Genomic DNA, 12490 nt, shown 5'->3' with positions numbered 1-12490 from the left:
CCCCCTTTGCGCCGCAACAGTCTGGTAATTTGCCGTCCTTTCCGCCATATAGGGCGAAAGCGCGGGAAAATCCCGTATGCAACCCGGTTTTCAGGCAGTTTTCAGGTTTAAGGCGATGGCGGACACGGTCGAATTTGCGAAGATGAACGGGCTTGGCAACAAGATCCTCGTTATCGATATGCGCGGCCGCAAGGATATGGTCACGCCCGGTGCGGCCATCGCGCTCAATGCCGATCCCGCGACGGAGTTCGATCAGATCATGGCGATCCACGATCCGCGTGTCAGCGGCACGGATGCCTTCATCGATATTCTCAATTGCGATGGCACAAAGGCGCAGGCTTGCGGCAACGGCACGCGTTGCGTGGTGCAGGCGCTGTCTTCCGAAACCGGCAAAACCAGCTTCACCTTCCAGACGGTCGCCGGCATTCTGAACGCCGTCGAGCATGAAGATGGCATGATATCGGTCGATATGGGCCTGCCGCGGTTCCGCTGGAGCGATATTCCGCTTTCCGAAGAATTCCACGATACCAGCCGCATCGAATTGCAGATCGGGCCGATCGATGCGCCGATCCTGCATTCGCCGGCCGTCATGTCCATGGGCAATCCGCATGCGATTTTCTGGGTGGATCGTGATCCAATGGAGTTCGATCTCGAACGTTTCGGACCGCTTCTCGAAAACCATCCGATGTTCCCGGAAAAGGCCAATATCACGCTGGCGCAGGTGATTTCCGACAGTGCGCTGCGCACCCGCACCTGGGAGCGCGGCGCGGGGCTGACGCTTGCCTGTGGTTCAGCCGCCTGCGCTTCAGCCGTTTCCGCCGCCCGAACTGGCCGCACCGGCCGCAAGGTCAGCATTGATGTTGCCTCCAGCCCCATCCGCGTGCCGCTTATCATTGACTGGCGTGAGGATAACCACGTCATCATGACTGGTCCTGCCGAATGGGAATGGTCAGGTTCCGTCGATCCCGTCACGGGCGTCTGGGCGCGGGATGCGGTCGAGCGGGGGGCTGTATGAGTGGCGTCGAGGTCATAACCTTCGGCTGCCGTCTCAACACCTATGAATCGGAAGTGATGCGGGCGGAGGCCGAAAAGGCGGGGCTCAACAATGCCGTGCTGGTCAATACCTGCGCGGTGACAGGCGAAGCGGTGCGGCAGGCGCGCCAGGCCATCCGCCGCGCCCGGCGCGACAATCCACATGCGCGCATCATCGTCACCGGCTGCGCCGCCCAGACAGAGAAGCAGACCTTTGCCGATATGCCGGAAGTGGATGCGGTGCTGGGCAATGAGGAGAAGCTGAAAAGCGCCTCCTATCGCGCGCTTCCGGATTTCGGCGTCTCGGCGGAAGAAAAGCTGCGCGTCAACGACATCATGAGCATCAAGGCGACCGCGCCGCAGATGGTGAAGCATATTGACGGGCATGTGCGCGCTTTCATTCAAGTGCAGAACGGCTGCGATCATCGCTGCACCTTCTGCATCATTCCCTATGGGCGCGGCAATTCCCGATCCGTGCCGATGGGTGCGGTGGTGGATCAGGCCCGCAGGCTGACGGAAAGTGGCTATTGCGAAATCGTGCTGACCGGGGTGGATGCCACGAGTTATGGCGCTGACTTACCCGGCGGACCCTCCCTCGGTTACCTCGCCAAGACTTTGCTGAAGCAGGTGCCTGATATTCTGCGTCTGCGCCTTTCCTCCATCGACAGTATCGAGGTCGACCATCATCTGATGGATCTGATTGCCGATGAGCCGCGTTTCATGCCGCATCTGCACCTGTCCCTCCAGCATGGCGATGACATGATCCTGAAACGCATGAAACGCCGCCATTTGCGGGCCCATGCCATCAGCTTCTGCCACGAGGTGCGATCGCTGCGGCCCGATATCGCCTTCGGTGCGGATATGATTGCGGGTTTCCCGACCGAGACGGAAGAGATGCTCGAAAACGCCGCGACGCTGGCGGAAGAATGTGGCATTTCCAGCCTGCATGTCTTCCCCTACAGCCCGCGTGCCGGCACGCCGGCGGCGCGCATGCCGCAGCTGGACCGGGCGCTGGTGAAGGAGCGGGCGGCACGGCTTCGGGCGCGCGGTGAGGCGCTGAGACAGGCGCATTTGCAAAACATGGTCGGTTCGGTGCAGACGATCCTCGTCGAAAACAACGGTTTTGCCCATACCGACAATTTCACGCTGGTGGCGGCGCCTGATCTTGCCCCGCGCACTCTTGCGCAGGTTGCGATTACCGGCCACAACGGCAAACATCTGAACATGAAGCTTCTGGCGGCGGATGCGGCCTGAGGCGGCTAAAGAGAAAAGACACGGGAACAACCATGGCCCTCGGCTTCATCAAAAAAGTCTTTTCGTTCGGCAAGGACAAGGCCGAAACGGAAGAGCGGCCGCAAGAGGATGTCGCACCCGCGCGCGGCAATGAAAATGCCTCCTTCGAAGCCGCGCTGAGCGACGCTGAAGCGCATGACCCTGTCGACAAGGACCCGGTTTCCGAACTGGAAATGGAGACGGCCGGCGGGCCGGCTGCTGACGACGCCGTCGATGTTGCCCGGGCTGAAGACGATGAGGAAGAGGACGCGTCACTTCTGCCGGGCGCCGAGCTTTCCGGCGATATGGGTTTGGTGCCCTTATCCTTGCTGCAGGCGGAGGCCGCTGCCGAGGAGCAGACGAAATCTTTGCCGGAACCCCTGGATGCCGGGCTCGATGCGGATGCCATGGATGCATTGCTCGATGAGGCGGAAGCCGCGAGCGCGGTCGAATCATCTGCCACTCCTCCCGCCTTGCCCAAGGGCTTTTCATCGGCAAGCGAGCGGCAGGAACCTGCCCCTGCCGCACCCCAGGTAAAATTGACCTGGTTCCAGCGCCTGCGGGCCGGTCTTGCCCGCACGTCGTCGCAGCTGACCACGCAGATTTCTGCGCTCTTTACCAAGCGCAAGCTGGATGAGGACACGCTCGACGAGCTGGAGGATCTTCTCATCCAGTCGGATCTCGGCGTCGAGACTGCCATGCGTATCACTGGCGCGCTGTCTTCGGAACGCTACGGCAAGGATGTCAGCGGCGAGGATGTGGCGCGCATCATGGCGGGTGAGATCACCAAGGTCCTGAAGCCCGTGGCCAAGCCGCTGGAGCTTGATCTTTCGCACAAGCCGCATGTCATCCTCGTTGTCGGTGTGAACGGCACGGGCAAGACGACGACCATCGGCAAGCTTGCTGCCAAGCTTTCCGGCTCGGGCCTCAAGGTGATGCTCGCGGCAGGCGATACGTTCCGCGCGGCAGCAATCGAGCAGCTGAAGATCTGGGCCGACCGCACGGGCTCGGAATTCATCGGCACCAAGCTCGGTGCGGATGCCTCGGGTCTCGCCTACGACGCTTACGAGCAGGCGCGGGCGCAGAAAAGCGATGTGCTGATCATCGACACGGCCGGCCGTCTGCAGAACAAGACGGAATTGATGGCAGAGCTGGAAAAGATCGTGCGGGTGCTCGGCAAGCTCGACCCGGATGCACCGCATACCGTGCTTCAGACGCTGGATGCGACGACGGGACAGAATGCCTTGAACCAGGTCGAGATATTCCGCAATGTTGCGGGTGTTTCGGGCCTGATTATGACAAAATTGGATGGCACGGCGCGGGGCGGTATCCTCGTCGCCATTGCCGCAAAACATAAGCTGCCGGTTTATTTCATCGGCGTGGGTGAAGGCGTTGATGATCTGGAGCCCTTCGAGGCGGAAGATTTCGCCAAGGCCATAGCGGGAGTTTGAGTATGGATATTGAAAGCAATTCCAAGGAAAGCGAAAAGATGGTAGCGGAAATCAGCCCGCTTCTGAAATTCGTGCTCGAGCTTGGCCCGCTCATGGTGTTCTTCTTCGCCAATTCCCGCGGCGAATGGCTGGCTTCCACTTTCCCCGTGCTGACGGAGTTCGGCGGACCGATCTTCATCGCCACTGGCCTGTTCATGATCGCAACGGCGCTGGCGCTTTCTGTCTCATGGGTGCTGACGCGCAAGTTGCCGATCATGCCGCTGATATCGGGCATCGTGGTGTTTGTGTTCGGCGCGCTGACGCTTTGGCTGCAGAACGATACCTTCATCAAGATGAAGCCCACCATCGTCAACACGCTGTTCGGTGTCATTCTGCTCGGCGGCCTGTTCTTCGGGCAATCGCTGCTCGGTTATGTCTTCAATTCGGCCTTCCGGCTGACGGATGAGGGCTGGCGCAAGCTGACGCTGCGCTGGGGCGTATTCTTCCTGTTTCTTGCGGTGCTGAACGAGGTGGTGTGGCGCATGTTCTCCACCGACGCCTGGGTAGCCTTCAAGGTGTGGGGCACGATGCCGATCACCATCATCTTCACCATGGCGCAGATGCCGCTCGTCATGCGCCATTCGCTTGAACCGCTCAACAAGGACGAAAAATGACAATTGCGGAGATGTCGGCTTCCCGTTCGCGTTCGCTCAAATGGTTCGGCGTGGCCGCCGGGCTGCTTCTCCTGCAGATTGTCATTCTCTATGCCATGGGCCGTATTCCCATCTGCGAATGCGGTTATGTGAAGCTGTTCGAGCCGGGTGTGAACACACCGGGCAATTCCCAGCATCTGGCCGACTGGTATACGCCTTCGCACATCATTCACGGCTTCCTGTTCTACTGGTTCGCCTGGCTGCTGTTCCGCAACAAACCGCTTTCCATGCGTCTTTCTTTCGCGGTTCTGATCGAGGCGGCGTGGGAGCTTCTCGAAAACTCGCCTATCATCATCGATCGTTATCGCACGGCGACCATGGCGCTGGGGTACACCGGCGACAGCATCCTGAATTCGGCGATGGACACGGTTTTCATGGTGCTGGGTTTTCTCTTTGCCGCGCGCGTGCCGGTGTGGCTGACGGTTCTGATCGCCATCTTCTTCGAAATTTTCACGGGCTGGCTGATCCGCGATAATCTGACGCTGAACGTGGTGATGCTGGTCTGGCCCGTCGAAGCGATCAAGGAATGGCAGAACGCGCTCCCGCAAATGTGAACGGGTTCGCAGGGATTTTGGGCGGAGAGGTGCTGAAACTCCGCGTTATATGCAGGCTTTCTTAAGGGCATTGCGGTAACGTCCGGCTTCAAAGGCCCGTTTCTCCCTGGCAGACCCCGTTGCAAGACAATTTCGCCTATCTTCTCCCCTTCATCATGCTGACATTCGGCGTGGTGTTCCTGTTCCTGCAGAGGATCGGCCACGCTTCGGCGCGCTTTTGGGGTATCGGATATCTTGCGGCGGCGTTTGGTTTCGCGACGCCTCTGGTGCTTGGCGGCCTGCCTTTCGAAGTTCAGGCGATCCTTTCCAACCTGCTGTTCTTCTCCTCCTTCTTCCTTTATGGCCACGCGCTGCTCACCCATTTTGAGCGGCCGCTTTATACCAAGGCGCGGCTGTCGGTCGTGGCGGTGGCGGTATTGCTGGTCGCCTTCCATGTTTTCGTCACGCCGGATCTGAAACGCGAACTCGTCATCGGCGATCTCGTCTGTGCCATGCTGCTCGCCTTTCCGATCTGGCTCGTGCGCAAGCGGCCCGTCGCGCTCGCCGACAGGCTGATGGTGGCGATCGCTTCGCTGGTGGTGCTGGAAACGCTGGTGCGCATCGGCATGCTGCTGGTGATGACGCCGGGTGGCTCGATGATCGAGCTCAGCGAATTCTTCGAGTCGGATTATGCCTTCTACATGCAGCTCGCCGCCAGCATCTTTGGCTTCCTGCTGGCGTTGTCCGTGCTTGCGAGCCAGATTTCCGTCACCGTCGACCGTCACCTGAATGCGGCGGAACATGATCCGCTGACGGATGTGTTGAACCGCCGTGGTTTCGACCGGCGCGTTCCCGATTTCCGCAACGATACGCCTGACGGGGCGATCATCGCCTGTGACATAGACCACTTCAAGCGCATCAACGATGTTTACGGTCATGCGGCCGGCGATATCGTGCTCATCGGCCTTTCCGATCTGCTCAGGCGAAACGCGCCCGAGAATGCGCTGGTGGCGCGTTTCGGCGGTGAGGAATTCGTGGTCTTCCTGCCCGGGCAGACGGCCGCTGCGGCTGGCCAGCTTGCCAATGGCATGCGCACGGGTCTCTCGTCTCTCGATTGGCGCAACCGCGGCGTTACCAGCCAGATCACTGCAAGCTTCGGCGTCTCGGCTGTTGCGAGGGGAGATCATTCCATTCACGATGCCATCAAGCGGGCCGATGACAGTCTTTATGCCGCAAAGCGTGGCGGTCGCGATCAGGTCGTGCTGGAAGGCATACGTTTGCCTGCGGAAGGGCCTGCGCTGAGGGTCATTACCAAGGCATGACACCCTTCTGGCGCGGCGGCTACTTTCCTGCCGCCGCCGCGATGGCCGGCAGCAGGTCGCGCTCTATGCTGCGGGCATCGAAGGGACCGACCTTTTTATAAAGGATCGTGCCATCAGCACCAACCAGATAACTTTCGGGAATGCCATAAACACCCCAGTCGATTGCCGCCTTGCCGTTCGGATCGATGCCTATCGCGGCAAATGGATTACCGAGTTCACCGAGGAAGCGCAGCGCATTGTCCGGCTTGTCCTTGTAATTGATACCGACGACGGTGATGCGGTTATCCTTTGACAATTCCTGAAGCAGCGGGTGCTCCTGTCGGCAGGGAATGCACCAGGAAGCGAAGACATTGACCAGCGTCAGCTTGCCCTTGATAGCGGCATCGGTGAGCGCCGGCAGGGTGGAGCCCTCCAGCGGCGGCAGCGACAAGGAGGGTGCCTTGGTGCCGATGAGTGCGGAGGGAATGGCGCTGATATCAAGCCCATTCACATCCTGATCATAGAGCATCTTGCCGGCAATGAGGGCAAAACCACCAAACAGCAGAAGCGGCAACAGCGCCAGCGCATAACGGGCGCGGCCTGTTGTTTTGACCTTGGTGTCGTGGTCGGTCTGCGTCATTGCGCATCACCCACAGAACCGGCTCTCGCCCTGCGGCGAACGCCGGATGCTTCGAGTTGCTTCAGTTCCCGTTTGCGCGCCTGACCGTCCATAGCGACCCAGGCGATGAGACAGAGAACGACAAGGCCGGTCGCTGCATAGGACATGCCGATATAAAAGGCGTGTGTCATCCCATCAGCCCTCCCGGTTGGCCATGCGTGCGGCAAGTCGCCGCTGCGCGGCCACGCGCCGGCGCCAGATTTCATTACGCATGGCGGCGATGTGCAAGGTGAAGAACAGCAGCGTGAAACCGATCGCCATGGTCAGAAGCGGCCAGAGAAACTCCGCATCGATGGCGGAACCGCCCATGCGGATGACACTCGCCGGCTGGTGCAGCGTATTCCACCACTCGACCGAAAACTTGATGATGGGAATATTCACGAAACCGACGAGGATCAGCACGGCGCTGACGCGGGCGGCTCTGGAAGGATCGTCCATGGCGCGGTTGAGTGCGATCAGCCCGAGATACATCAGGAAAAGCACGAAAACGGAGGTGAGCCGCGCATCCCACACCCACCAGGTTCCCCACATGGGCTTGCCCCAGAGTGAGCCGGTGATGAGCGCAATCAGCGTGAAGGCCGCGCCGATGGGGGCGGCGGCCTTATGGCTGACATCCGCGAGAGGATGACGCCAGACGAGCGTGCCGATGGCCGAGACCGCCATGACCGAATAACACATCATCGCCAGCCAGGCGGAGGGCACATGCACATACATGATGCGTACGGTGTAACCCTGCTGGTAATCACCTTCTGACGTGAAGGACAGATAAAGACCAGCGGCCAGCACCAGCGCCGTGAGTGCAGCGAGCCAGGGCAGAATGCGGGCCGCCAGCGCCAGAAACCGGGTGGGGTTGGCGAGATCGCTGAATTTGGTGATGGTGAAGGTCTGCTCGTTCATGTCGTTTGTGTAACCCGAGAATGGCCGTCCCGCAATTGATCCCTGTCAACAGGGGATCGTCCATCACGGTTTCGTCAATCCATAACATTGCGCAGTGCCAAGGCGGCAAAGAAAGGGCCGGTCACGGCTGAAAATAACGTGATCGCGCCGAGAATGAGAAATGGCGGCAGGAAGGGTGCGGGGTCCTGCACTGCCGCATAGGAAGCGCTGACGCCGAAGATCAGCACCGGAATGGCGAGTGGCAGGACGAGGATGGAAACGAGAAGCCCGCCGCGCGGCAGGGCAACGGCAACTGCCGCCCCCACCGCGCCGATGAAGGTGATGGCGGGTGAGCCGACGAGAAGCGTGAGCATCACCGCACCGATCGCCACCTCGTCCATATTCATGAACAGGCCGAGCAGCGGCGATGCCAGCACCAGCGGCAGGCCGGTCGTGACCCAATGCGCCAGGCATTTGACGAAGACCGTGAGCACCAGCGGGGTTTCCTGCATCAGGATGAGATCGAGCGAACCGTCATCCCGTTCGGCCTGAAACAGCCGATCGAGGCCGAGAAGGGCGGATAGAAGCGCACCGATCCAGACGATGGCCGGGCCGATGCGGGCGAGCAGGTTGAGATCGGGCCCGACGCCGAAGGGGATGACGGCAACCACGGTCATGAAGAACAGCACGCCGATCAAGGCGCCGCCGCCGGCGCGGATGGAGAGTTTGATATCGCGGAGGAAGAGGGCGGTCATTGGGGTTGCTCCGCGTCTGGGGCTTTACCCCCCTCTGCCCTGCCTGGCATCTCCCCCTCAAGGGGGGAGATCGATTTGCGGTGAGGTCTCGCACATCTAAGAGCTTGAGAATGAAGTGGCGGGAGAGCCGCTTGCCGATCTCCCCCCTTGAGGGGGAGATGCCCGGCAGGGCAGAGGGGGGTAAGCCGCGTGCACATCACCATCATGCCTAAGCCTCCACACCCGCAAAACCCGTCATCTGCAACTCCCGCGCCTTGTCCAGCCCCAAAGGCTGATGGGTCGCAGCCAGCACGATCCCGCCTTTCCCCAGATGGCTTTTCACGAGATCGGTAAACATGGCGTCCGCAGCCCTGTCCAGCGCCGCCGTTGGCTCGTCGAGAATCCACACCGGCCGCCAGGCGACAAGGAGCTTCGCCATCGCAAAACGCCGCTGCTGGCCGGCCGAGAGATAACCAAAGGGCAGGTGGGTGATGCCGGCGAGACCGACGATCTCCGCTGCCTCATCGATCGCCACGCCCGTGCCACCTGGAAAATCGCCGAGGAAGTCCTTCCAGAAGCGCAGATTTTCCGCGACCGTCAGTTCGGTTTTCATCGCATTGCGATGGCCGAGATAATGGCAGGCCTCCGACGGCCACATCTCGGCGTCAATTCCTTCGCCGGCTATCTTTACCCGCCCCTGTTCGGGACGCAACAGGCCGGCCACCGTGCGCAGAAGCGTGGATTTTCCCGAGCCATTGCGGCCGGTCAGCACCAGCGCCTCTCCGTCGCTTAACTTGAAGGAAATGTTCATGAATATGAAATCTTCGCCGCGTCGCACGCCAAGATTTTCCGCCGTCAAATCCATGCTGCGGTTCCGTTTAAGATTTCGTCATCTCGATAAAAAAATCGATTAGCTTCGTTGAATGGTCTGGCACGTTTCTCTGAAATTATCTATATGGGTGTCAACACGCCAGCGGCCGGCGTGAACATCATCTTGCGCCGGACTTGACGATTGCGAGGAGCAATTTTCACGTGCGGACAGCGGAAATGGTCGTACCCGCATCCTGATGTGCTTGAGTGCATAGGTGTCCGCACGAACGTGTTGGCTATCAGTGTAAGCGGGGTTTTAATCCATGCCCAAATCACTCGACAGTTTTCAATGTCGTTCCATCCTTACCGTTGATGGTAAGGAATACGTCTATTTCAGCCTTCCCAAGGCTGAAGCCAATGGCCTCAAGGGCGTTTCCAAGCTGCCCTATTCCATGAAGGTTCTGCTCGAAAACTTGCTGCGTTTCGAGGACGGCCAGTCCGTCACCAAGGAGCACATTCTTGCGGTTTCCGAATGGCTGAACAATAAGGGCCTGACCGAAACCGAAATCGCCTACCGCCCCGCCCGCGTTCTGATGCAGGACTTTACCGGCGTTCCCGCCGTGGTCGACCTTGCCGCTATGCGTGACGGCCTCAAGGCGCTGGGTGGCGATCCGGAAAAGATCAATCCGCTCGTTCCCGTCGATCTCGTCATCGACCACTCTGTTATCGTTGACGAATTCGGCACGCCGAGCGCCTTTGCCCGCAACGTGGAGCTCGAATATGAGCGCAACGGCGAGCGTTACCGCTTCCTGAAGTGGGGCCAGCAGGCGTTCAAGAACTTCCGCGTCGTTCCGCCCGGCACCGGCATCTGTCACCAGGTCAACCTCGAATATCTCGGCCAGACGGTGTGGACCAAGGAAGAGGATGGCGAGACCATCGCTTATCCGGATACCTGCGTCGGCACCGATTCGCACACGACCATGATCAATGGTCTTGGCGTTCTCGGCTGGGGTGTTGGCGGTATCGAGGCTGAAGCGGCGATGCTCGGCCAGCCGGTCTCCATGCTTCTGCCCGAGGTCATCGGCTTCAAGCTGACCGGCAAGGTGAAGGAAGGTGTCACCGCGACCGACCTCGTGCTGACCGTCGTGCAGATGCTGCGCAAGAAGGGCGTGGTTTCAAAGTTCGTCGAATTCTTCGGTCCCGGCCTTGATTCGATGTCTCTCGCCGACCGTGCGACCATCGGTAACATGGGCCCGGAATATGGCGCGACCTGCGGCTTCTTCCCGGTTGACGGTGAAACCATCAACTACCTGACCATGTCCGGCCGTGCCAAGGACCGTATTGCCCTTGTCGAAGCCTATTCGAAGGCGCAGGACATGTGGCGCACCGGCGATGGTTCCGACCTCGTCTTCACCGACACGCTGGAACTTGATCTCGGTGACGTCGTGCCCTCCATGGCTGGCCCCAAGCGTCCGGAAGGCCGCCTGCCGCTCGAAACCATCGCGCCTAATTTCGCGACGGCTCTTGAGAACGACTACAAGAAGCCCGGCCAGCTCCATAGCCGCTATGCGGTTGAGGGCGAAGATTTTGATCTCGGCCATGGCGATGTGGCGATTGCGGCCATCACCTCCTGCACCAACACCTCCAACCCTTCGGTTCTCATCGCCGCCGGCCTTCTCGCCCGCAATGCGGTCGCCAGGGGGCTGAAGTCAAAGCCGTGGGTGAAGACCTCGCTTGCACCCGGATCGCAGGTCGTTGCCGAATATCTCGACAAGTCAGGTCTGCAGAAGGATCTCGATGCGATCGGCTTCAATCTCGTCGGTTTCGGCTGCACTACCTGCATCGGCAATTCCGGTCCGCTTCCGCCTGCGATCTCCAAGACGATCAACGACAAGGGCCTGATCACATCAGGCGTTCTCTCGGGCAACCGCAACTTCGAAGGCCGCATTTCGCCTGACGTTCAGGCGAACTATCTGGCATCGCCGCCGCTCGTCGTGGCCTATGCTCTTGCCGGCACGGTCCAGAAGGACCTGACCAAGGAGCCGATCGGCGACGACCAGAATGGCAATCCTGTTTATCTCAAGGATATCTGGCCGACCTCGAAGGAAATCCAGGAATTCATCCTGAAATACGTCACCCGCGAGCTTTATGAAACGAAATATGCTGATGTGTTCAAGGGGGATGCGAACTGGCAGGCCGTTCAGGTTCCGCCGGGCCAGACCTATGCCTGGGATGACCAGTCGACCTATGTCCAGAACCCGCCTTACTTCGTGGGCATGGGCAAAAAAGGCACTGGCCTCAAGAACATCAAGGGTGCGCGCGTCCTTGGCCTGTTCGGCGACAAGATCACGACCGACCATATTTCCCCGGCCGGGTCGATCAAAGCTGCCTCGCCGGCTGGCGCCTATCTGACGGAAAATGGCGTTGCCGTTGCCGACTTCAACCAGTACGGCACGCGTCGTGGCAATCATGAAGTGATGATGCGCGGCACCTTCGCCAATATCCGCATCCGCAACCACATGCTCGGCCCGAACGGTAAGGAAGGTGGCTACACCATCCACTATCCGTCCAAGGAAGAGATGTCGATTTACGACGCTGCCATGAAATACAAGGCGGAAGGCGTCCCGCTCGTCATCTTTGCCGGTGTCGAATATGGTAACGGCTCGTCCCGCGACTGGGCGGCGAAGGGTACAAACCTGCTCGGCGTCAAGGCTGTGATTGCGCAGTCCTTCGAGCGTATTCACCGCTCCAACCTCGTCGGCATGGGTGTCGTTCCGTTCGTCTTCGAGGAGGGCACGACGTGGGCGAGCCTCGATCTCAAGGGTGATGAAGTCGTCGAGATCGACGGTCTCGAAGGCGAAATCAAGCCGCGTGAAAAGAAGATCGCCAAGATCACCTACAGCGACGGTTCAGTGAAGGAAGTTCCGCTTCTTTGCCGCATCGATACGCTTGATGAAGTGATCTACATGAACAATGGCGGTATTCTGCAGACCGTTCTTCGCGATCTGGCCGCCTGAACTTCAACAATCCAAGGCGCCGGGAGAAATCCCGGCGTCTTTCCATTTCCTGGGCTCGTTTTTTGTGATTGTCGCTCACCCCTTCGTGACTTT

Annotated in this window: 12 protein-coding genes; 7 read left to right on the top strand and 5 right to left on the bottom strand. The window is 59.8% G+C overall.

What is annotated here, in order from left to right:
• Nucleotides 1–115 precede the first annotated feature (115 nt).
• From dapF to CFBP5499_RS12645, 6 genes are all read left to right on the top strand, one after another.
• Nucleotides 116–1015, top strand: coding sequence for a diaminopimelate epimerase (gene dapF / locus CFBP5499_RS12670; RefSeq protein ID WP_080827564.1), 900 nt, complete (start codon nt 116–118; stop codon nt 1013–1015).
• The gene (gene mtaB, locus CFBP5499_RS12665; protein WP_080827093.1) at nt 1012–2286 is read left to right on the top strand and encodes a tRNA (N(6)-L-threonylcarbamoyladenosine(37)-C(2))-methylthiotransferase MtaB; all 1275 of its coding nucleotides are present in this window, start codon (nt 1012–1014) and stop codon (nt 2284–2286) included. The genes dapF and mtaB overlap by 4 nt, the downstream gene beginning before the upstream one ends.
• Nucleotides 2287–2318: 32 nt before the next feature.
• On the top strand, nt 2319–3755 hold the full coding sequence (gene ftsY, locus CFBP5499_RS12660; RefSeq protein ID WP_080827094.1) for a signal recognition particle-docking protein FtsY: 1437 nt from the start codon (nt 2319–2321) through the stop codon (nt 3753–3755).
• A 2-nt stretch (nt 3756–3757) separates the two neighbouring features.
• Entirely contained in the window at nt 3758–4408 is a 651-nt protein-coding gene (locus CFBP5499_RS12655) for a septation protein A (protein ID WP_080827095.1), read from the top strand.
• Nucleotides 4405–5001: a DUF2585 domain-containing protein gene (locus CFBP5499_RS12650; RefSeq protein WP_080827096.1), complete on the top strand. Its 597-nt coding sequence runs from the start codon at nt 4405–4407 to the stop codon at nt 4999–5001. The genes CFBP5499_RS12655 and CFBP5499_RS12650 overlap by 4 nt, the downstream gene beginning before the upstream one ends.
• Nucleotides 5002–5120: 119 nt before the next feature.
• Nucleotides 5121–6302: a GGDEF domain-containing protein gene (locus CFBP5499_RS12645; protein ID WP_175416715.1), complete on the top strand. Its 1182-nt coding sequence runs from the start codon at nt 5121–5123 to the stop codon at nt 6300–6302.
• A 19-nt stretch (nt 6303–6321) separates the two neighbouring features.
• Here the strand turns inward: CFBP5499_RS12645 and CFBP5499_RS12640 are convergent, their stop codons facing one another.
• The 5 genes from CFBP5499_RS12640 to ccmA all read right to left on the bottom strand — a co-directional run bounded on the left by CFBP5499_RS12640 (nt 6322) and on the right by ccmA (nt 9435).
• Nucleotides 6322–6921 carry a DsbE family thiol:disulfide interchange protein gene (locus CFBP5499_RS12640; RefSeq protein ID WP_130932499.1) on the bottom strand — a complete coding sequence of 200 codons (600 nt, stop codon included), beginning with the start codon at nt 6919–6921 and terminating at the stop codon, nt 6322–6324.
• The gene (gene ccmD, locus CFBP5499_RS12635; protein WP_080827097.1) at nt 6918–7091 is read right to left on the bottom strand and encodes a heme exporter protein CcmD; all 174 of its coding nucleotides are present in this window, start codon (nt 7089–7091) and stop codon (nt 6918–6920) included. Before ccmD ends, CFBP5499_RS12640 begins: the two co-directional genes overlap by 4 nt.
• A 4-nt stretch (nt 7092–7095) precedes the next feature.
• Complete coding sequence (locus CFBP5499_RS12630) at nt 7096–7857, bottom strand: heme ABC transporter permease (protein WP_080827098.1); 762 nt, start codon at nt 7855–7857, stop codon at nt 7096–7098.
• 74 nt (nt 7858–7931) lie between these two features.
• The gene (ccmB, locus tag CFBP5499_RS12625) at nt 7932–8591 is read right to left on the bottom strand and encodes a heme exporter protein CcmB (protein ID WP_080827099.1); all 660 of its coding nucleotides are present in this window, start codon (nt 8589–8591) and stop codon (nt 7932–7934) included.
• A gap of 208 nt (nt 8592–8799) precedes the next feature.
• On the bottom strand, nt 8800–9435 hold the full coding sequence (ccmA, locus tag CFBP5499_RS12615; RefSeq protein WP_080827100.1) for a heme ABC exporter ATP-binding protein CcmA: 636 nt from the start codon (nt 9433–9435) through the stop codon (nt 8800–8802).
• 268 nt (nt 9436–9703) lie between these two features.
• Between ccmA and acnA the strand changes: the two genes are divergently transcribed.
• The gene (gene acnA, locus CFBP5499_RS12610) at nt 9704–12397 is read left to right on the top strand and encodes an aconitate hydratase AcnA (protein ID WP_080827101.1); all 2694 of its coding nucleotides are present in this window, start codon (nt 9704–9706) and stop codon (nt 12395–12397) included.
• Nucleotides 12398–12490: the final 93 nt, after the last annotated feature.

Origin of the sequence: Agrobacterium tumefaciens (assembly GCF_005221325.1) — a bacterium.
GTDB lineage: Bacteria > Pseudomonadota > Alphaproteobacteria > Rhizobiales > Rhizobiaceae > Agrobacterium.
This window is presented reverse-complemented; position numbering and strand designations above follow the sequence as displayed.